At 71.7% G+C, this 23,514-nt stretch carries 22 protein-coding genes and 1 pseudogene; 14 read left to right on the forward strand and 9 right to left on the reverse strand.

The annotated features are described in order from the left end of the window. Positions 1–84: 84 nt before the first annotated feature. The 3 genes from OP04_RS30255 to aceA are packed head-to-tail and all read right to left on the reverse strand — an operon-like array spanning position 85 to position 3,207. Positions 85–438, reverse strand: a complete 354-nt coding sequence (locus OP04_RS30255) for a hypothetical protein (protein WP_033343249.1) — start codon at positions 436–438, stop codon at positions 85–87. Between the two features lie 22 nt (positions 439–460). Further along, positions 461–1,936, reverse strand: a complete 1,476-nt coding sequence (gene aceB, locus OP04_RS30260; protein WP_051799350.1) for a malate synthase A — start codon at positions 1,934–1,936, stop codon at positions 461–463. Next, a complete protein-coding gene (gene aceA / locus OP04_RS30265; protein WP_033343250.1) occupies positions 1,936–3,207 on the reverse strand; it encodes an isocitrate lyase in 1,272 nt (423 codons plus the stop codon). The genes aceB and aceA overlap by 1 nt, the downstream gene beginning before the upstream one ends. A 154-nt stretch (positions 3,208–3,361) precedes the next feature. Here aceA and OP04_RS30270 point away from each other — a divergent pair, with 154 nt between their 5' ends. The 7 genes from OP04_RS30270 (at position 3,362) to OP04_RS30300 (ending at position 9,516) form a co-directional block, all read left to right on the forward strand. Beyond that, on the forward strand, positions 3,362–4,732 hold the full coding sequence (locus OP04_RS30270) for a short-chain fatty acyl-CoA regulator family protein (protein WP_033343251.1): 1,371 nt from the start codon (positions 3,362–3,364) through the stop codon (positions 4,730–4,732). 123 nt (positions 4,733–4,855) lie between these two features. Further along, on the forward strand, positions 4,856–5,044 hold the full coding sequence (locus tag OP04_RS30275) for a hypothetical protein (protein WP_033343252.1): 189 nt from the start codon (positions 4,856–4,858) through the stop codon (positions 5,042–5,044). Positions 5,045–5,081: 37 nt separating this feature from the next. Continuing rightward, the gene (locus tag OP04_RS30280; protein WP_085066884.1) at positions 5,082–5,516 is read left to right on the forward strand and encodes a nuclear transport factor 2 family protein; all 435 of its coding nucleotides are present in this window, start codon (positions 5,082–5,084) and stop codon (positions 5,514–5,516) included. Between the two features lie 4 nt (positions 5,517–5,520). Continuing rightward, entirely contained in the window at positions 5,521–6,090 is a 570-nt protein-coding gene (locus tag OP04_RS30285; protein ID WP_033343254.1) for a TetR/AcrR family transcriptional regulator, read from the forward strand. Between the two features lie 122 nt (positions 6,091–6,212). After that, positions 6,213–7,391: an alpha/beta fold hydrolase gene (locus tag OP04_RS30290; protein ID WP_033343255.1), complete on the forward strand. Its 1,179-nt coding sequence runs from the start codon at positions 6,213–6,215 to the stop codon at positions 7,389–7,391. Positions 7,392–7,451: 60 nt separating this feature from the next. After that, positions 7,452–8,873: a sensor histidine kinase gene (locus OP04_RS50315; protein WP_051799352.1), complete on the forward strand. Its 1,422-nt coding sequence runs from the start codon at positions 7,452–7,454 to the stop codon at positions 8,871–8,873. Positions 8,874–8,877: 4 nt separating this feature from the next. Next, positions 8,878–9,516, forward strand: coding sequence for a response regulator (locus tag OP04_RS30300; RefSeq protein WP_033343256.1), 639 nt, complete (start codon positions 8,878–8,880; stop codon positions 9,514–9,516). A 646-nt stretch (positions 9,517–10,162) separates the two neighbouring features. Here OP04_RS30300 and OP04_RS30305 read toward each other — a convergent pair. After that, a complete protein-coding gene (locus tag OP04_RS30305; protein ID WP_051799353.1) occupies positions 10,163–10,768 on the reverse strand; it encodes a TetR/AcrR family transcriptional regulator in 606 nt (201 codons plus the stop codon). Positions 10,769–10,842: 74 nt separating this feature from the next. Here OP04_RS30305 and OP04_RS30310 point away from each other — a divergent pair, with 74 nt between their 5' ends. Beyond that, positions 10,843–11,250 carry a nuclear transport factor 2 family protein gene (locus OP04_RS30310; RefSeq protein WP_198154032.1) on the forward strand — a complete coding sequence of 136 codons (408 nt, stop codon included), beginning with the start codon at positions 10,843–10,845 and terminating at the stop codon, positions 11,248–11,250. 56 nt (positions 11,251–11,306) lie between these two features. On the opposite strand, the gene OP04_RS30315 is transcribed toward OP04_RS30310, so the two are convergent. The 3 genes from OP04_RS30315 to OP04_RS30325 form a co-directional block, all read right to left on the reverse strand. Further along, the gene (locus OP04_RS30315; protein ID WP_157240588.1) at positions 11,307–11,504 is read right to left on the reverse strand and encodes a hypothetical protein; all 198 of its coding nucleotides are present in this window, start codon (positions 11,502–11,504) and stop codon (positions 11,307–11,309) included. Positions 11,505–11,563: 59 nt separating this feature from the next. Further along, a complete protein-coding gene (locus OP04_RS30320) occupies positions 11,564–12,577 on the reverse strand; it encodes a glycoside hydrolase family 5 protein (protein ID WP_033343362.1) in 1,014 nt (337 codons plus the stop codon). Positions 12,578–12,698: 121 nt separating this feature from the next. Continuing rightward, the gene (locus OP04_RS30325; RefSeq protein WP_033343260.1) at positions 12,699–13,946 is read right to left on the reverse strand and encodes an SUKH-3 domain-containing protein; all 1,248 of its coding nucleotides are present in this window, start codon (positions 13,944–13,946) and stop codon (positions 12,699–12,701) included. A 121-nt stretch (positions 13,947–14,067) separates the two neighbouring features. On the opposite strand from OP04_RS30325, the pseudogene OP04_RS57015 reads away from it, so the two are divergent. Continuing rightward, positions 14,068–14,505: pseudogene (locus OP04_RS57015) on the forward strand (WXG100-like domain-containing protein); the annotation flags it as partial. A gap of 242 nt (positions 14,506–14,747) precedes the next feature. On the opposite strand, the gene OP04_RS30335 reads toward OP04_RS57015, so the two are convergent. Together OP04_RS30335 and OP04_RS50320 are read right to left on the reverse strand one after the other, a co-directional pair. Then, on the reverse strand, positions 14,748–15,041 hold the full coding sequence (locus OP04_RS30335) for a hypothetical protein (RefSeq protein ID WP_198154033.1): 294 nt from the start codon (positions 15,039–15,041) through the stop codon (positions 14,748–14,750). Positions 15,042–15,620: 579 nt separating this feature from the next. Further along, a complete protein-coding gene (locus OP04_RS50320) occupies positions 15,621–16,877 on the reverse strand; it encodes a hypothetical protein (protein ID WP_157240594.1) in 1,257 nt (418 codons plus the stop codon). Between the two features lie 148 nt (positions 16,878–17,025). Between OP04_RS50320 and OP04_RS30350 the strand changes: the two genes are divergently transcribed. The 5 genes from OP04_RS30350 to OP04_RS30370 are packed head-to-tail and all read left to right on the forward strand — an operon-like array spanning position 17,026 to position 23,484. Then, positions 17,026–21,579 carry a toxin glutamine deamidase domain-containing protein gene (locus tag OP04_RS30350; protein ID WP_157240596.1) on the forward strand — a complete coding sequence of 1,518 codons (4,554 nt, stop codon included), beginning with the start codon at positions 17,026–17,028 and terminating at the stop codon, positions 21,577–21,579. A 3-nt stretch (positions 21,580–21,582) separates the two neighbouring features. Further along, positions 21,583–22,095, forward strand: a complete 513-nt coding sequence (locus tag OP04_RS30355) for a DUF6301 family protein (RefSeq protein WP_033343264.1) — start codon at positions 21,583–21,585, stop codon at positions 22,093–22,095. After that, complete coding sequence (locus OP04_RS30360) at positions 22,092–22,550, forward strand: TY-Chap domain-containing protein (protein WP_033343265.1); 459 nt, start codon at positions 22,092–22,094, stop codon at positions 22,548–22,550. Before OP04_RS30355 ends, OP04_RS30360 begins: the two co-directional genes overlap by 4 nt. Further along, positions 22,547–23,032 carry a DUF6301 family protein gene (locus OP04_RS30365; protein ID WP_033343266.1) on the forward strand — a complete coding sequence of 162 codons (486 nt, stop codon included), beginning with the start codon at positions 22,547–22,549 and terminating at the stop codon, positions 23,030–23,032. Before OP04_RS30360 ends, OP04_RS30365 begins: the two co-directional genes overlap by 4 nt. Beyond that, positions 23,032–23,484 carry a TY-Chap domain-containing protein gene (locus OP04_RS30370; RefSeq protein WP_033343267.1) on the forward strand — a complete coding sequence of 151 codons (453 nt, stop codon included), beginning with the start codon at positions 23,032–23,034 and terminating at the stop codon, positions 23,482–23,484. Before OP04_RS30365 ends, OP04_RS30370 begins: the two co-directional genes overlap by 1 nt. The last annotated feature ends 30 nt before the right edge of the window (positions 23,485–23,514 follow it).

Here is a 23,514-nt window from a genome sequence, read left to right on the forward strand (position 1 = left end):
AAAGCCAGAGATTCCGGGGGTACGCGGAAAGCGCCCGACGGCACGGCGATGCCGTCGGGCCTGAGCCTCAAACAGGGAAGGCGCCTATATGCGCAGCGAATCCGTCCGGATCGGCAGGACGGCGGTGAGCCACTGAAGGTGCAGGGCCGGGCCTCGGCCCCGGAACGACACGTCGGTCAGCAGCGGGCCTCGGAGCGCGCCGAGCAGCGCCACGCCGAGTGCGATGACCACGAACAGCCCGGCGTCGGTGACCGCGACGCCGTGGTCACCGACCGGTTCCGTGCGGTCCTGCCCGCCCAGCAGTGCGGCCTGCAGCACCACGTTGGGGCAGGCGGTCAGCGAGGACGGGGTGAGCTGGTCGTCGCCGCTGGACGCGCCGCCGAACAGCGTGACCGCCAGCAGCGCGCCGATCACCGTGATCCAGCGCAGGAACCGCACCCGTCCAGTGTAGGCACGGCCGTCACACCCGGACGCGCACCTCGGAGACCAGGTGGTCCGCGTACGCCTGCGGCGTGAAGAACGCGGGCAGCTCCGGGCCGAGCGCGGTGCGGGTGAAGATCCGTCGGGACGCCTCGGTGCCGGCGCCCGCGAGGAGCTTGCCGACCAGGTCGTGGCTGACCGGGCGGTCGTCGGTGAGCGTGGTCCCGTGGTGCAGCCACTGCCAGACCTGGGCGCGGGCGATCTCTGCCGTGGCCGCGTCCTCCATCAGACCGCCGATCGCGACCGCGCCGGTGCCGCCGATCCACGCGTCCAGGTAGGCCAGCGCGACCGTGATGTTGTTCCGCAGCCCGGCCTCGGTCACGGTCGCGTCACCCAGGTTCAGGAGATCCGCCGCGGTGACCGATACGTCCTCGCGGAGACGGTCACGTTGATCGGGGCGGGTGAACGCGGTCACGCAGGCCGGGACCAGCGCGGGGTGCGCGACCCAGGAGCCGTCGAAGCCGTCCGCGGCCTCGCGCTGCTTGTCCGCGCGGACCTGGTCGAAGGCGCGCGCGTTCGCGGCCGGGTCGCGGCTCGGGACGAACGCGGACATGCCACCGATCGCGTACGCCCCACGGCGGTGCGCGGTGCGGACCAGCAGGTCCGTGTAGGCGCGCATGAACGGCGCGGTCATGGTGACGGCGGCCCGGTCGGGCAGCACGAACCGCCGCTCGTGCCCGATCGTCTTGATGATGCTGAAGATGTAGTCCCAGCGGCCCGCGTTCAGCCCGGCCGCGTGCTCGCGCAGCTCGTAGAGGATCTCGTCCATCTCGAACGCGGCCGCGATCGTCTCGATGAGCACGGTCGCCCGGATCGTGCCGACCGGCAGGCCGAGCAGCGACTGCGCGTGCCGGAACACGTCGTTCCACAGCCGCGCCTCCCGGTGCCCCTCCAGCTTCGGCAGGTAGAGCAGCCGGCCGCCGTGGAACAGGTGCAGTCCGGCGTCGACGAGCGCGGCCGGGATCGGCCGGCCGTCGACCACGATGTGCTTCTCCACCAGGTGCCAGCCGCGCGGCCGGGCCACGATCGTGGCCGGCTGGTCGCCGATGCGGTATCGCTTGCCGTTCGCACCGGTGAAGTCCCGGCGGCCCTGCCCGATCTCGCGCAGCACGGTGTGCCCGTCAAGGATGTTCTCCCAGGTGGGAGCGGTCGCGTCCTCGAAGTCGGCCATCCACACGCGGGCGCCGGAGTTGAGCGCGTTGACCGCCATCGACGGCGTCGGCGGGCCGGTGATCTCCACCCGGCGGTCGGTCAGGCCGGGCGGCGGCTCCGGCACCCGCCAGGTCGTGTCCGCGCGGATCGCCGCGGTCTCCGGCAGGAAGTCCAGCGTCTCCTCACCACGGGCAAGACGCCGGCGGCGACGACGCCGGGCGTCGAGCAGGTCCGCGCGGGCGCCGGCGAACGCGCGGTCCAGCGCGACCAGGAACTCGACCGCGTCCGGTGTGAGCGCGCTCATCAGAACTGCTCGTGCTCGGTCGAGCCGGCCAGCGCGACCGTCTCCGCGGCCGGGTTGATCACGGTGCTGATCCGGTCGAAGTAGCCGGTGCCCGCCTCACGCTGGTGCCGGGTCGCGGTGTAGCCGGACGCCTCGGCCGCGAACTCGCGCTCCTGCAGGCCGACGTACGCGGTCATGCCGCTGGTCGCGTACCCCTGGGCGAGGTCGAACATCGAGTGGTTGAGCGCGTGGAACCCGGCCAGCGTGACGAACTGGAACCGGTAGCCCATGTGCCCGAGCTCGCGCTGGAACTTCGCGATCGTGGCGTCGTCCAGGTTCTTGCGCCAGTTGAACGACGGCGAGCAGTTGTACGCCAGCAGCTGGTCCGGGTGCTCCGCCTTGACCGCCTCGGCGAAGCGGCGGGCCACGTCCAGGTCCGGCGTGGACGTCTCCATCCAGAGCAGCTCCGCGTACGGCGCGTACGCCAGGCCGCGCGCGATGCACGGGTCCAGGCCGGGACGCACCCGGTGGTAGCCCTCCGCGGTCCGCTCCCCGGTCAGGAACGGCCGGTCCCGCTCGTCCACGTCCGCCGTGATCAGCGTGGCGGCCTGCGCGTCCGTACGGGCGATCACGAGCGACGGCACGCCCGCCACGTCCGCGGCCAGGCGCGCCGCGGTCAGCGTGCGGATGTGCTGGGCGGTCGGGATCAGCACCTTGCCACCGAGGTGCCCGCACTTCTTCTCGGCCGCGAGCTGGTCCTCCCAGTGCACGGCCGCGGCCCCGGCCGCGATCATGGCGCGCATCAGCTCGTACGCGTTGAGCACGCCGCCGAACCCGGCCTCCGCATCCGCCACGATCGGCGCCAGCCAGTCCGGCGCGCCGGTCTCCCCCTCGGACCAGCTGATCTGGTCCGCGCGCAGCAGCGCGTTGTTGATCCGGCGCACCACGGCCGGGACGGAGTCGGCCGGGTAGAGGCTCTGGTCCGGGTAGGTCTGACCGGCCAGGTTCGCGTCCGCCGCGACCTGCCAGCCGGAGAGGTAGATCGCCTTCAGACCGGCCCGGACCTGCTGGACCGCCTGGTTGCCGGTGAGCGCGCCGAGCGCGGCCACGTACGGCTCGTCCTGCAGCATCTCCCACAGCCGCTCCGCACCGCGGGCCGCGAGCGTGTGCTGCTCCTGGACACTGCCCCGCAGGCTCAGCACGTCCGCCGCCGTGTAGTCGCGCCGGATCCCCGCCCAGCGCGCGTCCTCCGCCCAGTGCTGTGCCAGATCCCGGGACGTCGTTGTCGCCATGTCCGTGCTCCCCTCATGCGAAGTCTGCTAACCCGTGCCTTTCACGCTCCCATCCGCATTCGCCGAGGTCGACCGGGCCATGTCGCCAACTATTGCCAATCTTTCGACGCCGCTTTGCCAACGTTGCGAACGCAGGTGGCATTAGCATCGGCGAATGGAGAAGACGTACGCCGGGCGGAGGCTGCGGCGTCTGCGCGAGGAGCGCCGGATCAGCCAGGCCGATATGGCCCGCCGGCTCGCGATCTCCGCCAGCTACCTCAACCAGATCGAGCACGACTCCCGCCCGCTGACCGTCGCCGTACTGCTGCGCCTGTCCGAGGAGTTCGGCGTCGACCCCGGCTTCTTCGCCACCAACGACACCAGCCGCCGCATCGCCGAGCTGCGCGAGGTCTTCGCGGACCAGGGCCTCACGCCGCCGTCCGCGGCCGAGGCCGCCGAGCTGGCCGAACAGCACCCGCACGCCGCCGCGCTCCTGGTCGACCTGCACCACCGCCACCGCGAGGCGTCGCTGCGGCTGACGGAGCTGACCGGCGACCCGGAGCCCGCACCGCCCGGCGCCGCCGTCCCGCACGAGGAGGTCCGCGACTACTTCTACGACCGGCAGAACCACATCGCGGAGCTGGACGAGCCGGCCGAACGCCTGGCCGCGGAGATCGACGGGGACCTGACCGGCCGGCTCGCCCGGCACGGCATCACCGTGGCCACCGGCGTGTCCGACGCCGGCGACCTGCACCGCTACGATCCGCGGACCCGCACGCTGCACCTCGCGGCACACCTGCGCCCGGGGCAGCGGCAGTTCCGGATGGCCGCACAGATCGCGTACGCCGAGCACTGGCCGCTGATCACCACGCTCGCCGACGAGGCACGGCTGGCCACGCCGGAGTCGACCACGCTGGCCCGGATCGGCCTGGCCAGCTACTTCGCGGCCGCGCTGCTCATGCCGTACCGCCAGTTCCACGCCGCCGCCGAGGAATGCCGCTACGACGTGGAACGCCTGGGCGCCCGCTACGGCCTCGGCTTCGAGACGATCTGCCACCGCCTCAGCACCATGCAGCGCCCCCGCCTGCGCGGCGTGCCGTTCTCGTTCATCCGCGTCGACCGGGCCGGCAACATGTCGAAGCGCCAGTCCGCGACCGGCTTCCACTTCTCGCGTACCGGCGGCACATGTCCTTTGTGGAACGTCTACGAGGCGTTCGCCTCGCCGGGCCGGGTACTGACCCAGATCGCGGTCATGCCGGACGGCCGCCGCTATCTGTGGATCGCACGCTCGGTCACGCGCACGCCCGGCCGCTACGGCGCGCCGGGCAAGACGTTCGCGGTCGGGCTCGGTTGCGACCTGCGCCACGCCGGCCGCCTGGTCTACTCCACCGGCCTGGACCTCGACGACACCGCCGCCGTCCCCATCGGCGCCGGCTGCCGTGTCTGCGAGCGGTCCGGCTGCCCGCAGCGCGCCTTCCCCCAGACCGGCCGCCAGCTGGCGATCAGCGAGAACCGCAGCGCCTTCACGCCCTACCCTCTGGCCTGATTCCCGAAAAATCCGCCTATTAAGCCTTCGGCGTCGAGGTCCGAACCCGTTGCGATCGGCCGGACACTGTGGTCGCCGCCGGCCACGATCGAGAAGCCGATCACCGTACCGGCGGGGATCTGCATGTCGCCGCACGAGCACGTGCGCAAGTCGCGGCGGTGGACGGAGCGGCGGTACACCGGGCTGGTCCAGTTCACCGAGCTGGCCGAGGGCGGGCATTTCACCGCGTGGGAGCAGCCGGCCGCGTTCGTGGCGGACGTCCGGTCGGCGTTCCGGAGGATCAGCCTTGGTTTTGGCGACGATCCGTCGTAATCTTTGCGACGAAATGTCGCCAAAGATGGAGCAGCTCATGGACGACCGCGCCGAAATCATCGAACTGATCAGCAAATATGCGGACATAGCGGATCGTAAGCAGTTCGACGACCTGCCCACGCAGGTGTTCACCGACCCGGTCACGGTCGACTTCTCGTCCGTGGCCGGGATACCGCCGATGACGGTGCCGCTCGCCTCCTACGTGGAGAGCCTGCGGCCGGCGTTCGCACCGTTCGCGGCCACGCACCACGCGATCACCGGCCACGTCGTCGAGATCGACGGGGACCGGGCGAGCGTGCACGCCCACGTGCGCGCCGAGCACTGGCTCCCATCAGGTGAGCCGAACCGCTGGCTGGTCGTCGGCTTCTACGACAACGAGGCGGTCCGGACCCCGGACGGATGGCGCCTGAGCAGCGTGAGGCTCACCGCGTCGTACCAGGAGAACGCGGGCCTGCTGACCGGCGGACAATGATCGGATGCCACGGATCCGGGGAGCCAGCATCGGGGAGCACCACGAGATGGTGTGGGACGGTCTCGCGCAGGCCATCCGCGAACTGCTGGGCGAGCGCGACTACGACGCGATCACCATGGGTCACATCGCGGAGCGGACCGGGCTCGCCCGCAACACGCTCTACAACTACGGCCGGGACAAGAGCGCGCTGATCCTGGCGCTCACCGAACGCGCGGGCCGGCCCACGGTCGCGCAGGTGGCAGCGACAGCACGCAGCGACAGGAACGCCGCGGACCGGATGCGGGAGATCATCGCGATCGTGCTGGAGGCGTTCCGGGACCCCGCGCTGCAGCTCATGTTCCGGCCGGGGTCGCTGCCCAACCCGTTCCACGCGATCGTGGCCGAGGTGGAGAACGTGGTCCGGGACGGCATCGCGCGCGGCGAGTTCCACCAGGTGGCGGACGTAAGCCTCGCGGTGGAGCTGCTGTCCGGCGTCATGCGCGCGGGCGCGGAACGCATCGGCCGGGACCCGTCCGCGCTCGCGGCCACGACCGGCGCGGCCCGCGAGATCATCCTCGCGGGCCTGACGCGGTAGCGCGCGGCCTCCGCCTCCTACGGAGGTCGTAAGCCGGAGTTCCGACCTGCGCGAGATGTGCCGGAGGGGGTGTGATCGGCAGGCTCTGAGGTGTCAGAAAGCACCGCATCGAGGAGTCCACAATGAGCAGCAAGCGCATCGTCGCCGGCACCGCCGTGATCGCGGCCGCACTCACGCTGGGTACCGTTCCCGCCATGCAGTCCCAGGCGGCCACGATCCCGGCCGCGTTCACGAACGACGGCACGGCCCGCGAGACGGTCCGGATCCCGATGGACGGCGGGTGGGTCGCCGAGGGCGAGCTCACCTATCCGCGGGGTGCGTCGGGGCGGCTGCCCGTGGTCGTGTTGCTGCACGGCAGCGGCAAGAACGACATGAACCAGACCCTTCCCGGGGGTACGAGCACGTTCCTGCCGATCGCACAGGCCGCCAACCGCCAGGGGTTCGCGGTGCTGCGGTTCAACAAGCGCGGCGTGACCGGCGTCGGCCCGAAGCTCAGCGACAACCCGGCGTTCCTCTACCCGGACAAGCCCTACGAGCAGGTGCTGCGCGACGCGGCCGCGGCCGTGCGGTTCGCCCAGGCGCTCCCCCGCGTCGACGGGAAGCGCGTGTTCCTGCTCGGGCACAGCGAGGGCACCGTGGTCGCGGGCAACCTGGCCGCGAACCCGCGCGGCTACGGCATCACCGCGCCGGCCGGCATCATCATGATGGGCGTGGCCGCCGGCACCGTGCGCGACACCATGTACTTCCAGGCGATCGGCTCCGCGCTCGGCCGCCTGCACGAGGAGTTCGACTTCGACGGCGACGGCCGGCTGACCAAGGCCGAGGTGACCAACGGCCTGGTCGGGCAGCCCGCCGAGGTCGCCGCACAGCTGAGCGCGGTCCTGCTCAACGACCAGGCCGACGCGGACCACGACGGCACCCTGTCCATCGACACCGAGGTCGAGGCGGTGCTGCGGGCCGCGATCGGCTTCGACGCCTACCCGACGCTGAACGGGGCGCCGAAGGGCTTCGAGGAGTACCTTGTCGACCTCGGGCGGTTCAACACCCCGGTCCAGGACCTGCCACGGTACGCCGGGCCGGTACTGCTGCTCAACGGCGAGACCGACATCCAGACGCGGGTCCGCGGCGCGATCACGACGGACGCGGCACTCACCACGGCCGGCAACCGGGACCACAAACTGATCGTCTACCCCGGCGTCGGCCACCTGATGAACGTCACGGACGAGTACGACCCGGCCGACGGCGACCCGGACCGTGCCGTGGTGAACGACATCGCCACCTGGCTCGCCGCCCACCGCTGACCCCGTTATCCACCTCGGCCGGCTCCTCCGGGAGCCGGCCCCGTCCCAGGACAGGACACCATGACCCGGCTCGGACTGACCACGCCGCTGCGGCGGGACTGTGCGCTGGCGGTGCTGGTGACCGCGGTCTCGGCCGTGTTCCTGCTGCTCGGCGACGACGACCTCTCGGCCACCGTGCTGGCGCTGCTGTCCGCGCAGACGCTCGCGCTCTGCGCGCGCCGGGCGTACCCCCTGATGTGTCTCGGGCTCGTGATCCTCCTGCAGATCGGCGTGGCCGCAGCGGTGCCGCCCGGCGACGGCCTGCGCGGTGTCGCGCTGGCCGTCGCGGTCTACACCTGCGGGACGCTGTTCACCGCGCGCCGGGCGCTGGCCATGGCCGGGGCGGCGGTGCTGGCGGAGGTCGGCGGGTTCGTGGCCTTCGGCGTGGGGGCGCTCACCCCCGCCGCGCTGGCGGCCACGGCCGGGCCGCAGCTGCTGCTGGCCGCGCTGATCTACGGCGGGGCCGCGCTGCTCGGGCAGAACACCCTCATGCGCCGGCGGTACGCCGTGCTGGTCGATCTGCGTGCGGCCGAGGCCGCGGAGGCGGCGCTGGCGGCGGAACGGGCGCACATGGCGCGTGAGCTGCACGATGTCGCCGCGCATCACCTGACGTCGCTGATCGTGCAGGCGACGCTGGTGGAGCGGCTCATCGACCGCGATCCGGAGGCCGCGCGGCGGGGGGCGGCGGCGGTGCGCGAGGAGGGGAAAAGCACGCTGCGGAATCTGCGTCTCATCGTGGGGGCGCTGCGGGGGCCGCAGGTGGCGGGCGGTGGGGGCGCCCCGGGGCTCGGTTCGGGGATCCCGCCTGGCGGCTCGCCCGCGACCGGACCGGCGTCTGCGGCCGGACTCTCGTCCGCTCCTGACATCTCGTCGGCGGCTGGCTCCTCGCCGGCGGCGGGACTCGCGTCAGCAGCGGGCTCCTCGCCGGCGACGGAACTCGCGTCAGTGGCGGGATCCGCGCCGCCGGCAGGCAACCCCTCGTCGGCAATGGGGCTCGCGTCAGCGTTCAGTTCCTCGTCAGCGGCAGGATTCGGGCCGTCGGCGGGGCTTGTGCCGGTGCCGGGGCTCGCGATGATCGATGAGCTGGCCGGCGAGATTCCGGTGGCCGTGTCCGGGGAGCCGGGTGAGCTGTCGGCCGCGGCCGATCTGACGTTCTACCGGGTGGCGCAGGAGGCGCTGTCCAATGCGCGCGATCACGCGCCGGGCGCCGCCGTTACGATCGCGATCCGGCACGGCGAGTCCGGCAGCACGCTCGAGGTCCGCAACGCCCCGCCGCTCGCCCGCGCCGTCCCGACCGACCGCAGCCACCGCGGCTTCGGCCTGACCGGCATGCGGGAACGCGCCACGCTGATCGGCGCAACGCTGACCGCGGGCCCGGACGACAACGGAGGGTGGCTGGTCACGCTGACCGTGCCGCACCTCCCGCACACGGAGGAGAGCTAGCCCATTGATCACCGTGATCCTGGTCGACGACCAGCCGGTCCTGCGCGCCGGATTCCGCTCGCTGATCGAACTCTCCGACGACGTCCGGGTCATCGGCGAGGCCTCCAGCGGCCCCGACGCCGTCCGTCTCGCCCGCAGCCTGCGCCCCGACGTAGTCTGCATGGACGTGCGCATGCCCGGCGGCAACGGCCTCGACGCCACCCGCGAGATCACCGCCTTCGACACCCCACCCGCCGTGCTGGTGCTGACCACGTTCGAACTCGACGAGTACGTCTTCGGCGCGCTCGAAGCCGGCGCCAGCGGCTTCCTGCTCAAGGACGCCGACGTCGACACCCTGGTCGACGCGATCCGCCGCCTCGCCGCCGGCCAGGGCCTCGTCGACCAGTCCGTCACCCACCGCGTCATCACCGAGTTCGCCCGCCGCCGCCCCGCCCCCGCGCCGGCCTCGCACGCCCTGACCTCGCGCGAGTCCGAGATCGTCCGTCTCCTCGCCGGCGGCCTCTCCAACGCCGAGATCGCCGCCACCCTGGTGGTCGAGGTCAGCACCGTCAAAAGCCACCTGGGCCGCGCCATGTCCAAAATCGGCGCCCGCGACCGCGTCCAAACCGCCATCTGGGCCTACCGCACCGGCCTCATCTCCTGACCCCTCATCAAGCCACCCTTCCCGTCACGCCCGAACCGCACCGCAGGCAACCCGCCCAACGCAAGCCTGAACCCGACCACGACGCTGACCGGCAGCAGCCCACCCGACGCAACCCTCAAAACCGGACCACCCACGGAACCCGGCGCCGAGCAGCGGAAAGCGACCACCCAAACGCGAGAACCACGAACCCGCCGCACGCCAGACCAAAGCTGGCGGCCCTGCCGATGATCTGCTCGGCTTGTCCCGAGTCGACGACATACGGGGCAGACAGGCCGCACGAAACCCCACCTCCCGGGATCTGGGGCCTCGCAGTTGAAATTGCCTTTCCGCCGCCCCGGTGTCGGAGGCTCCCGCCGGAGGCAAAACACCACCCAGGCCATTAAAAGACGAAATTTCGGGCGCACAGCGCCCGGACCGCTCTGGACGTGGGCGATCGCCGAGCGTGCCGCGGCAGGCGGGCTGGGGGGACGGGCCGCCGCGGGAAAGGTAACGATGGATGGCGGCGGTTGGGTGGTGGTGCCGGGCCGCCCGAGTCCATTCGGTTTTCCCGCGCCACCGCGAAACCGGCAGGGAGGAGCGCCAGCGACGACCGGTGCCCGCGGGAGCATGCGGACCGCAACCACGCTGGAAGCGGGAAGAAAGGTTTTCAGGTTTTGGGGTTTGCAAGGGCCGGAAGCAGGATCCCGTCGATGAGTGAGGCGAAGAACGCGAGGTCGACGGGCTGCTGAAGGAACAGGGCGCGATGGGCTGCCATGGACGGGATGACCTGGGCGAGCGCGTCGAGGTCGGCGGGCATCGGGAACTCGCGGCGGTTGACGGCACGCTGGATCAGATGGCGGTAGGCCGCCACCGAGGGGTCGACGATCGCGCGGGTGACGGCGGTGGCCGCGTCGGGGGTGCGGGACAGCATGGCGGTGATGCTGGTGAGGATGCGCAGGCGGCGTTCGGTGCCGCCGAGCCAGTCGGGGTCGAGCATCGCGAACAGGTCGGTACGCAGTGTGCCGGTGTCGGGGAGCCGGTCGGAGTCCAGGTCGGAGCGGTCGGTGCAGGCGATCGCGGCCAGGATCAGGTCGTCCTTGCTGGTCCACCGGCGGTAGATGGCGCCGCGGCCGGCGCCGGCGCGGGTGGCCACCTTCTCGATGGTCAGGTCGGCGTAGCTCGTCTCGACCAGGACGTCGAGGGTGGCACGCAGGATGTCGGAGTCGCGGGAGTGATCGCGTTTGCGCCCTACGGCGGGAGGGGTGTCCGGCACGGGTGTGATCGTACGCGACAGTTCCGGAACTGAGTAGTTGCGGAACTGTGGAGTTCCGCAATATGGTGGCGGCCATGCACAGTGAGATCACCGACGTCATCTACCGGGTCGCCCGCGCCATGGACAGCCGTGACTGGGCCTTGCTGGCCGACTGCTACTCCCCCGACGCCCGCGGCGACTACACGAACGCGGCCGCGGACGGACGCGACACGATCGTGGCGTCCGCCAGGGGGTTCCTCGAGCCGCTGGACGCCACCCAGCACCTGGTGGGGAACGTCGAGGTCAGCGTGGACGGGGACGTCGCGACGACGCATGCGACGTTCATCGCGCAGCACGTGCGCGCGGGCGGGCGGTTCATGATGGGCGGCAACTACGACGACACCTTCCGCCGTACGCCCGAGGGGTGGAAGATCACCAACCGCCGGATCCGGGGCATCTGGAGCGACGGCGATCCGGCGGTGCTGACTGTGCAGGTCAGCTGAGCCGGCGCAGGTGGGCGGCGACGGCGACGACACGAGCCTGAATGCGACGTCGAGGATCAGTCCGGCCGCGGTCGACGGGACCGGTGACGGAGGAGGGTGTCGTAGGCGCGGCGGAGGTCGGGCGGGCCCTGGTCGGGTGAGATCTCGCCGTGAGTCAGGGGCGGGAGGTTCCCGCCGCCGGACGCGCCGAGGGCGAACAGCGCGGCGGCCGTGCCGAAGAGGGCGACGTTGAGGCGGGACCGGAGGACGCGCACCACGTCATGGTCGCAGGCCTGACCACGCCCGGGGCGCGGTCAGGCCGTACAACCAGGGCTCAGAGGCCCCAGCCGTAGCGGAGGCGGTCGCGGCCGGAGGTGTTGCGGACGGTGAGGTTGAGGTCGGTGCCGGAGCCGGAGAAGGCGAAGAGAGAGTAGTAGTCGTAGCCGGAGGTGCCGGTGGGCTTGCCGCCGAGGGCCGGCCAGTACGTGCCGCCCATCTGGTTGTCGCGCATGACCTGGGTGATCGCGCGGATGTGGCGGACGAAGTTGTCGGTGCTGTTGGCGTCGGCGTAGTTGAGGCCGGTGGACATCGGGGCGCCGAACTCGGTGGCGACCGCGCGGGAGGCGCAGTTGCCGAGCCGGGTCTGGATGTGGGTGCGGAACGCGTCGTAGGTCATGGCGCTGTAGAAGAACGCGTAGTGGTGTAAGGACAGCAACGTACCGCTGAATCGGCTGTCGTTGCAGACGTCGCGCAGGTCCTGGCTGTAGCCGGTGCCGCCGATCAGCGTCCTGGCCGGCACGGCGGAGTAGTGGTAGCTCATCCAGTTCGCCGCGACGTCACGCCACTCGGCCGAAGAGTAGCCGTGCGGCTCGTTCATCGGCTCGAAGTACACGTTCGTGTTGGCGCCGTAAAGGTAGGTGACGTTGGACCACATGGTGTTCCAGGCGGCGATGTTGGTGATCCGGCCGCCGGAGGCCGCGCCGTCCTCCCAGTAGGCGAGGATGACCTTGAAGCCGCGTGCGGTGGCCGCGTCGATCGCGCCGCGGTAGGCGTTCCACCAGGTGGTGCCGACCGTGTGCGTGTTGATCGGCAGCCGGACCGTGTTGACGCCGATCGCGGCCATGTCGTCGTAGAGCGCGTTCGCCTTGGCGCGGACGGTGGCGTTGCTGTCGGACTGGCTCAGGCCCTGGACGACCAGCGGGCCGGTGCTGAAGTTGTCGCCGAGCACGGCCCAGTTCACGCCGCGGAACTGGTTGGTGGCGGCCTGGGCGGGAGCGGCGGCGGCGACCGTGCCCACCAGCGCGCCCACCACGGCGCCGATCAGCCACCGGCGCATTGTTTTCGACATTGTTCTCGCACCTCTCTGAACCCGTAAAGAGTCAACACGTGCGACTCAGAATGGTTAAGAGAGCGAAACATGTCTATGCGTCGTTCACGGTGGCACGGGATCGATCAGAGCCGAACAGGCGTCACCAGGAACCGTCGTCGCGCACGCGGGCCGCGCCGTGGCCCTGGATCAGCGCGATCACGGCCTGGTCGATGCCGGGCGCGATGAACCACTCGCCGGCCTGGTCGATCGCGAAAATGTAGCCGCGCTCGTCGACCGCGAGAATGCTGTCGCCCTCCTCGGTCCCGATCGGGAACAGCCGACTGCCGATCACCCGTCCGAAATCCGCGAGCGTGGCCGCGTTGTGCGCGGTCTCCCGCGGGTCGATGTCGAACTGGCGGATCCACACGTCACGGCCGGGCCGCCGACGCATGCTGACCAGCGACGGGAACGCGGTCAGCGCCGCCACCGCGGCCGGGAACGGCGTGTGCCCGCCCGCCTGCACGGCCACGTCGATCGAGGCCTGCGCGAACATCGGGTAGGAGAAGCTCGGCTCCCAGGCGGACGACTTCAGCACCTCGCACACGTCCGGCGGGAAACGGGCCGGGTCCGGATCGGCGACGCCGGGCGGGGGCGCCCACGGCTCCATCTCCTCGGCCCAGACCAGGTCGTCCGGGTGGAGCACGCCGAAGTGCACGAGCGCGCGGATCGACGACTCGGCCGGCTGGTGGGACTTGCCGCCGTTCGGGTCGCCGGGCTCACGGACCCGATGCGTCTCGAACTGGCAGCCCTGGAAGAGCAGGCGGGCGTCGTCGACCGTGAGCAGCGGCCAGCCGACGGCGGCGCGACGGCGATCGTACTCGTGCAGCGCGTCGGAGAGCACGATCAGCTCCGCGTGCCGGTCACCGCCGCGGACCACGTGGCCCCGGGGCAGCGCATTCAGGTACGCGACGACCAGCGGGTGGTGGTTCAGCGTCTGGTCGCCCTTGGCGCCGCGCGCGATGAACATCTCGTAACCGTGCTGGTCACTGCCGACCGTCAGGTGGATCGCGGTCGTCGGCACCGGCAGCCGGGAGATCAGCCGCCGCAGCTCGACCTGCGGGTCCGCGGTCAGGATCCGCTCGCCGCGGACCGCGCGCGCCTGCCGGTACTGCTGGGCGACCGCGTCCGGCGGCAGGCTCGGGTAGCTGGAGATCTCGCCGGTGACCCGGTCGATCACGGTGGTGCCGCCGTCGTCGGGCTGGACCATCACCCCGTGCGGCTGCCGCGACCAGACCAGAAACCCCTGGTCGAACTCGTGCACCATCGGCGTGCAGTCGTAGCCCCGCCGCTGCGAATCACGTGCCGCCCACACCGCCGCGACCGCGTCCGCCTCCTCGCGCGTGATCACTCCAAAACCTCCCCGTCGGTACGCGCCGACGGTACTCGACCCGCGCCATTTGTGTCGGCTCGGTATTGTCGCCCGTACTTACGTGACGGGGGAGGTCCGTGGTGGACGAGGTGGCGACGGCATGACCATTCTGCCGAGTCCGATCCCCCACCCGCTGGATCTGCTCTGGTTCGACGCGCCGCAGTGGGTCTACGACGGGCTCGAGTGGGTCGTGGGCGTGGAGTGGCCGGAGGGCAACGAGGCCGCGGTCTGGGACCTCGCCGACGAGTGGTACTCCGTGTCGAAGGCGCTGCAGGGCCCGATGCAGGAGGCGTACTCCGGCGCCGAGAACTTCATCAACGGATACGGCAACACCGGCGCCACCGGCCTGGCCTTCCGCCAGGCCTGGGAGGCGATCGCGGCCGGTGACGAGGCCGCGCTGCTGATGCTCGTCGAGGCCTCCGACGAGGTCGGCAAGATGGTCGAGGAGTGCGGCTGCGACATCGAGGCCGCCAAGATCGAGATGTGGATCGAGGTCATCCTCCTCGTCATCGAGCTGATCGCGCTGATCGTCGCGGTCGCGCTGACGCTGGGCGCCGCCTCCCCCGCCGCGGCCGCCGCGATGACGGTCAGCCGCATGGTCATCCAGCAGATCTTCAAGAAGCTGATCCAGCAGATGATCAAGAAGGGCATCAAGAAGGCGGTCAAGGAGGGCGTCCAGCAGATCACCAAGAAGTCCCTCAAGAACTTCGCCAAGGAAGCCGGCAAGGAGGGACTCAAGGAGGCGGCGCAAGAGGTCGCGATGGACGCCGGCACCCAGACCTACCAGATCGCGAACGGGCGCCGGGACGGATACGACGGGACCTCGCTGGCCGCGTCCGCGTGGGGCGGTTTCGCCGGTGGCGCGTCGGCAACGCTGGCCGGTGTCGGGAAGAACGCGCACACGCCCGGCGGGCAGTGGGCCGAGGGCGTGGCACGCAACGTCGCCGGAGAGGTACTCGGCGAGGTCGGCGGCAGCCTGGCGATGGGGCAGGCACCGGGGCTGGACGACCTGGGCATGGCGGCGACGTCGGGCGCGCGCAGCGGCGTGACGACCGGGACGACGGACGCGCTCAACAACAACCTGAACAACCGGCTCGACGGCCTGACCTCGTTCGACGGCACAGCACCAGACATTTCAACCCCACCGGTGGGTACGGGTGGGGGCGGCGATCCCGCGGCCGGGTCCGGCGGGTCGTCGGCGCCGCCGTCGTCCTCCTCGTCGGGGGACTCGGGATCGTCGTCGTCCTCGGGGTATTCGGGGTCGTCGGGTGACGGTGGGTCGTCCGGGTCTTCCTCGTCGGGATCTTCGGGCGGCTCGTCGGGATCGTCCGGTGGCTCCTCGGGGTCGTCCGGCGGGTCGTCGGGGTCGTCCGGCGGGTCGTCGGAGTCTTCTGGCGGATCGTCTGGATCGCCCAGTTCGTCTGGCTCGTCCGGGTCGCCCAGTTCTTCCGGGTCTTCCGGGTCTTCCGGGTCTTCCGGGTCTTCCGGGTCTTCCGGGGACGGCGGGTCTCCGAGTTCTACCTCGGCGGCTGCGTCGGCGCCGACGACGACCTCGGTCGCAGATACGTCCTCGCAGTCGTCCTCCGGGCACGGCGGGTCGTCGTCCTCGGATTCCGGATCGGGTGGGACGTCGGGCTCCTCGGACGGCGGGGTTCAGCAGGGCGGGACCAACCTCGCGGGGGCTACCGCGGTCGCGGATCCGGCCACGGGCGCGGGGCCGGCGTCGGAGAGCGGCGGCACCCCGGCTTCGCACAGCGGGGCGAACAGCGCGGGAGCAGGCAGCGGCGGGACCACGCCGGTGACGAGCGGTGGCTCGGGCGGCGGGCCTTCGGTGGTCGGCACGCCAGCGGCGACGTCGCCCGTCGGTGGGGCGGCGCCGGTGGCCTCGCCTACCGCGCCCGTGTCCTCGGCCGCGCCGTCTGTCTCGACGCCGTCTGTCTCGGCCCCGTCAGTGTCGACGCCCTCAGTCTCGACACCCTCGGTCTCAAGCCCGTCAGTGTCGACGCCCTCGGTGTCGACTCCTTCGGTCTCTACACCATCCGTCTCCACACCGTCGGTCTCGACGCCCTCAGTCTCGACCCCGTCAGTGTCGACACCCTCGGTCTCGACACCTTCGGTTTCGGCACCGTCTGTCTCCACGCCGTCGGTGACGACTCCCTCGGTCACCACCCCGTCCGTCACCACGCCATCGGTTACCACGCCATCGGTTACCACGCCGTCGGTTTCGACGCCGTCGGTGGAGACGCCCGCGGTCACGGTGCCGTCGGTCACGACACCGTCGGTGGAAACGCCGTCCGTCACCACGCCATCAGTCACGTCACCGTCGGTGGAAACGCCGTCCGTCACCACGCCATCAGTCACGACACCGTCGGTGGAGACACCGGCCGTCACCACACCGTCCGTGACGACGCCGTCCGTCACGACGCCATCGGTGGAGACACCGGCCGTCACCACGCCGCCGGTCACCACTCCCCCGGTCAGCACACCGACGAACACGACGCCGTCCGCGGACACGCCACCGGTCTCGACGTCGCCCTCGCCGGACGTGACGACGACACCGCCGACGAGCACGCCGGACACGGACACCACGCCGGACACCGACACGACTCCGGACACCGGGACGACGCCGGCGACCGGGCCGGTGAACGCTCCGCGGCCGTCGACGGATCCGGCGCCGGACACCTCCACGGACCCGACGACGACGCCGGCGGTGTCGCCGCAGGGTGCCGGTGTGACGCCGCGGCCGGCGAACCCGGACGGCGGGACGAGCCTGGCGGGAGCCACCGACACCGCCACCGCGCCGTCCCCGAGCGTCACGCCGACTCCGACGCCTACGCCGGACACCCGGCCGGCGGACACCACGACGAACACGCCGCCCGCCACCACCACGCCGCCGTCGACGACTGCCACGCAGCCCACGGCGACCCAGCCGGCCACGGCCACGCCGGCCTCGCGGCCCGCCACGACGCCGAACACGACACCGCCGGTCACCACGCCGCCGGTCAATCCGGCTACGCCGGCGTCGAATCCGGCTGCGCGCGTACCCTCGAATCCGCAGTTGTCCCCGGACCCCGGGACCGGGCCGGTGCACAACGGGCTGTATCCGCCGACGCGCCAGCAGATCGACGAGCACAATCAGCGGGCCGCCTACGCGGCGAACATGCAGCAGCGCCGGGCCCGGGTGGAGTTCAACCGGCGGCAGCAGCAGGCCGCGGGTCTGCAGCGGATGGCGGGTCAGCACCAGCAGCAGGCGAACGTGGCCGCGTACTGGGCGAACAACCACCCGGACCCGCAGCAGCGGGCGCTGTGGGGGCAGGACGCGGCGCGGAACCAGCACCTGGCCAACACGTACGCGCAGCAGTCCCAGCAGGCGATGGCAGGGCAGCTTCCTCCGGCGACGCACCAGGTCAGCGACGCGGAATGGGGTCCGGCCAACGCGGACCAGGGCATTGTCGCGCCCGGTCCGGTGGAGAGCGGTTACGCGTCCCGGCGTCCGGGGCCGCAGCGGCCGTCGTCGGACCAGTCCCGGCCGTACGGTCAAAGGGGTGGGCTCCGGCAGCCGTTGGCACTTCACCAGCGGGACCTCGAGCGGTCCATGCCCCGTGATCGGGACGGCGGATACACGCTCAACCCGCGGCCGAGCGAGGCTGCGGGATCGTGGTTCCAGTACCAGAACGACGGTGGCTGGAACGCGGATCCGACGCGGGCGCAGAACTGCGTCGACTGCACGCTGTCGTTCCTGGAGACATGGGCGCACGGGCGGCCACGGGTGTCGGCGCCGCGCACGTTCGACGGCTACGCGGGCGGCGATCCGAACCGGGTCTCCAGCGGTGAGTGGGGTGGTGTGCAGCGGATGCAGGCGGCCACCGGTGGGCCGTTCCAGTCGCTGACGCCGCCCTACCCGGCAAATCCGAGCCCGCAGCAGATCAAGGCGACCGTCGACCAGGCGTTCAACGACCTCGCGGCGGAGCTGGCGCGCAAGGGGCCGGGATCGTCCGCGCTGATCGTCACGAACGACGTGAGCGGCAGCTCGCACGCGTGGGCGGCGATCAACCAGGACGGGCAGATCCTGTTCGTGGATCCGCAGTCGGGGGCGGTGCGGACGTCGCCGCCGTACGGGTTCAACAATGCGCGGGGGCAGAGCAACACGTTCGCGGTCGAGGCGATCTTCCTGGACGCGAACGCGCAGCCGGAACCGATGGCGCAGCGGCCGTACGGGTACTGGAACACGCATCCGAACTTCGGGCCGCCGAATCCGTACCAGCAGCAGGGCCCGTCGACGCCGCCGGTGCAGCAGACGCCCCCGGTGCAGCAGACGCCGCAGGTCCAGCCGAACCCGCCGGTGCAGCAGACGCCGCAGAATCAGCAGACGCAGCCGCTCCAGCAGACGCCGCCGGTGCAGCAGATCCAGCCGGACCAGACGACGCAGCCGATGCAGACCACGCAACCGGTGCAGCAGGCGCAGCCCGACCAGACGACGCAGCCGGACCAGAGCACGCCACCGGTCAGCACCACGCCGCAGGACCAGACCACGCAACCGATCCAGCAGGCGCAACCGGATCAGCAGACGGCACCGGACCAGACCACCCAGCCGATCCAGGTCCAGCCTGAGCAGAGCACCGAGCCGGACCAGCAGGTCCAGCCCGATCAGAGCACCGAGCCGGACCAGACCACGCCACCGGTCGACACCACGCCGCAGGACCAGACCACGCAACCGATCCAGCAGGCGCAACCCGACCAGAACACCGAGCCGGACCAGACCACGCCACCGGTCGACACCACGCCGCAGGACCAGCAGACGCAGCCGGATCAGGACGCGCAGCCGAGCGTCGACCCCACGCCGGATCCGGACACCACGCAGGCGCAGGACCAGAGTCACACCCAGACCCAGAACGGGACCCAGCTCGCCTCCGACACCAACGGGCCCCACACCACGCCGCCCGCGACCACGCCCGACCCGGCGATCGCGCAGGCGGAGACGCACGAGCGGCAGGCGTACCAGGACAATCTGCGCGGCCGGTTCGAGAACGTGGCGCAGTCGCGGCGGGAGCAGCCGGCCACCCGGCTGCTGGACAAGGCCGCACGGGACCAGCAGCGCGCGGATCAGACCCGCGCGGCGGCGGACCGGGCGCGGCAGTCCGGCAACCAGACGCTGGCCGCGTACTACGACAACGAGACGACGAAGCACCAGGCCTGGGCCGACTACCACCGCGACCAGGCGCAGAAGGTCATCGACAGCACGCCGGCGCCGCGCCGTGTCGAGCTGCACCAGGGGGGCAGGGAGTGGCGGGCGGTCAACGCCGACGTCGGCACGCTGGCCTCGGGCGGTGTGGAGACCGGGGACGTCTCGCCGCGCACCGGCACGGACACGCCGGCGCCGATCGAGCGCGCACGGCCGTACAACCGGCATGGTGGTCTTCGGGAACCGCTCGCGTTGCACCAGCGGGACGTCGAGCGCGCGATGCCGCGCGACGCCAACGGCAACGTGGTGCTCAACCCGGCGCCGAGCACCGACCCGGACAATTGGTTCCAGCGGCTCAACGACGGGCGCGCGGCCGCGGATCCGACCCGTGGCCAGAACTGTCTGGACTGTGCGCTGTCGTTCCTGGAGTCCTGGGGCATGGGCCGGCCGCGGGTGGCCGCGCCGCGCACGTTCGACGGCTATCAGGCGGGCGACCCGACGCGGTACGCGCTCAACGGTGAGACCGGCGGCCCGCACCGCGCGGAGCGGATGACCGGCGGGTCCTTCCAGCAGCTGTCGCCGGTGTCGCCGCAGCACACGCCGCCGCAGGACGTGCGCACGAACATCGACAACGCCTACGCGTCGCTGGAGAATCAGCTGCGGAGCGGCGGTCACGGCTCGTACGCGCTGGTCATCACCGCGTGGGAGGGCGGCGGCTCGCACGCCTGGGTGGCGATCAACCAGAACGGCACGGTGCTCTACCTGGACCCGCAGTCCGGTGACATCTCGCCGACGCCGCTCTACGGCCACTCCGGGACCAGCCCGAACCCGGGCAACGCCATCTCGCTGGACGCGATGGTCCTTGACGGCAACACCAACCCCAACCCCATCAGCGGTACGCCGTTGAGCCCCTGGAGCACCGGCAACAGCAACAGCCCGGCGGCCGCCATGCCGGCGCCGGCCGGTCCGGGCGGACCGCCGATCGACACGTCGCCGCCGTCGTCGGACGGGTCGTCCTTCGACGGCTCGTCGCCCGACGGCTCGTCGCCCGACGGCTCGTCGCCCGACGACGGAGACCGCGGTGGTGACCAGGACCCGGCGACGTCTCCGGCCTCCTCGCCGACCGACCCGGCACCGGCGCGTGCGGACGGCGTGCACCGGTTCAGTCCGGAGGAGCTGGTCCCGCTCTGGCAGACCGACCCGGCGACGGGGCAGCCGCTCGTCGACGCCGAGACCGGCGAACGGGTGCCGCTGCGCGATGCGCGGTCGGGCCGCGAGCTGTTCACCTGCACGCGGGAGGACTGCGAGCCGCGGTACCGGCACGTGGAGAACGACGAGGTCGGCACGCGCCGGATCGCCGACGGGGCCGTGTTCGACAACGAGGCCCAGGTGCGGACGACCGACCGGAACCCGCCGCCGGTCGCGGAGTACCCGTACCGGGCGGTGCCCGGCCCCGCCGACGCGAATCCCGAGCCGGTCACCACGAGCGGCCACCCGTCGGACGAGAACTCCGACGAGGGCCGGGTCCAGCGCGCCGTCGAGGCACGTACCGAAGCGCACGAGGCGCACGAGAGGGTCTGGACGGGGCGGATCGCGCCGATCGCCCAGCGGATCTCCGAAGCGTTGGAGGAGCGCAACCGCGGCCTGCCCCCGGAACAGCAGACCCCGGGGCTCAACCGCAGCGCGCTCGGTCCGGCCGAGGTCGATCGGCTCAACAAGCTCGGCATCCTCGACCGCGCCGAGCGGGCGGAACTCGCCGCCGCCGTCAAGGAGTACAACGAGAAGAACGGCCCGCTGACCGCGGCGACGGACCGGCTCGGCACGCAGGGAGGCACGGTCGCGGAGCGCGAGCTTCGCACCGAACTGGAGGCGCAGCGCAACGCGCAACGCGCGCTGGACGGGCTGCCTCCGCTGCCGCCCAGCACCGCGGACGACCCGGCCGGGCCGGACGGCAACCTGCTGGAACGGCTCACCGGCGGTGTCCCGGAGCCCGGCACGTCCGGCAACCTCGACCGGGTGCTGTTCGACCACCAGAACGGCGCGCTGATCGTCTTCGAGGAGAAGGGTGTCGGTTCCGCGCTGGGCAGGCGCCTGGTGGAGGTGCCGGGCGAGCCGGACAAGCCCTGGGTCTACGGCCAGCAGGGCAGCACCGAGCAGCTCATCCACCTGATCAAACATGACAACAAGCTGGGCCCGCTGCTGGCCGGCCGGCCGGACATGGTGGCCGCGATCGCCGAGGCCGTCAACAGCGGCGACATCAGCCGGGTCAGGTATTTTGAGGTCCGTACCGACGAGAACGGCACGGTGCACCGCCACGAGTTCATCCTCGATCTGTCGGCGTTCGCGAAGCACCGCGAGCGCGGGGACATCCCGATCGCCGGTGGTGGCAGCGGATCGGGCGGCACCGGTACAGAGGAAGCGGGCGAGTAGACGATGGCTGACTGGAAGACCGCGCCGGACGATGCGGTACGGCGGTTGCTGACCGGGCTGCGTGCGGTCTCGTGGCCGATTCCCCAGTCCGAGGCCGACGCGCTGCTGGCGCGCCTGGGGTGGCAGGAGACGCAGCGACGCGCGTCGGGCGTGTTCGCCGACGCGGGCCTGGGCATCTCGCCCATGGAGGCGGCGATGATGTTCACCCAGTACGCCGACGAGCCCCGCATCCTCATGCTGGAGGTGGACGTGACCGACGAGGTGCTGGGCGACTCGCCGGCGGAGATCGCGTTCCGGCAGGACGAGTTCGTCCGGGTGGTGCGCCTGGCGACCGAGGAGCTCGGGCCGCCGACCGAGCGTCGGCAGACGGCCGTCCCCGAGGTGCGGTGGCGTGACGGGCGGTCGAGCCTCGCGGTGGTCCGCAGCGGCATCGCGGTGCAGGTGCGGATGCAGGACCACGCCCAGCAGGTGATCGACGACGAGGCCGATGCCCGTGCGCTGGAGGCCCAGGCGTGAGTCTGACCTGGGAGCGGCTCGAGGCGGAGCTGGGCGCGCGGCTGCCGTCGCTGCAGTGGGGCGACACCGTGATCCTGGCGGCCGGCGAGCCGTACCCCTATGTGCAGTTCTCGCAGTTCAGTGAGCGTCTGTGGGTGGACGCGTCGAGCCTGCGCTGGCTGCCCCCGGAGCAGCGGCTGCCGCCGGAGACCGATGCGGCGCTGGCCGAGCTCGGCTGGACCGAGCCGGACGGCTCGCCCGACGCGATGAACTGGAGCCGCCACGAGCCGTGGCCGTTCACCAGCGCGACCGGGGCCTCGATCGCCCAGCTCCTGGTCCGCACGCTGCGGGACGTGTTCGGTGCCCAGGGCGCGGACCAGCTGCTGTACCGGATCTGGCGCGATCCCGGCGGCCAGGAACTCGACTGGCCGTTCCTGCACGACCTGCGCCCCTATCCCCCGCCGAAGAACCGGTGAGCTGGCGTCGCGCGGATCCCGCGGCGGCCGGCCGGATGCTGGCGTCCTGGCACGCGGTGCGGTGGCCGCTGCACCGGCCGGAGTTCGACGCGACGGCGGGCCGTCTGGGCTGGCGGATCACCAGGGAGTCCGAGCACTCGCTGGGCGTGGACGCGGGTCTCGGCGTCGGCCCGGAGGAGGTCACGGTCATCGTCGGTGCCACCGGCGAGGCCGGTCTCGGCGAGCTGACGGCCGAACTGGTGGAGAACCCGATGGTGGACACGGCGGAGGCGCGCGCGTTCCTGCAGGACACGTTCGCCGGGATCGCCGCGGTCGCGATCGCGGCGCTGGGTGCGCCGACGCACCGCAGGCTCGGTGACCGGCCGGAACTGCGGTGGCGGGGTGAGACCGGCACGCTGACGCTGTGCCGGACCGCCCGCCGGGTGAACATGCGCGTCCAGTCGACCGTGATGCAGGATCTCGAGGACTCGCTGGAGTTCTGATGACGCTGACCTGGGAGCAGCTCGAAGCGGGTCTGGCCGTGGAGCTGCCGTATCTGGAGCACCGGGACAACGTCATCCTGGAGATCGCGCCGGCAGGTGGGTTCGTGCAGCTCTGGCAGGAGACCGAGCGGCTGGTGCTGGAGGCGTGGGGGCTGCACCTGCGGTCTCCGGAGCCGCGGCTGCCCGTGGAGATGGAGGTCCGGCTGGCGGTCTCGGGCTGGGAGCCGCCGGCGGGCGATCCGGAGGCGAACTGGTCCCGGGCCTATCCGTGGCCGGTCGCGGCGTCCACCGGTGCGGAGGCGGCGGCCGTCCTGATCGGCGCGCTGCGGGACGTCTTCGGCGCCGCCGGCCCGGAGACCCTGACCTACCGGGCCTGGAACGATCAGGACGGCACGCGGCTGGAATGGCCCGTGTTCCGGCGGTTGCGCGCTTCTGTCGTACCCCCTGGATAGCCTTTGGGCTCTTCGCGGACGAGGGGTGGC

The sequence above is a fragment of the Catenuloplanes japonicus genome (genome assembly GCF_000717135.1).
In the GTDB taxonomy this organism is placed as follows: Bacteria; Actinomycetota; Actinomycetes; order Mycobacteriales; family Micromonosporaceae; genus Catenuloplanes; species Catenuloplanes japonicus.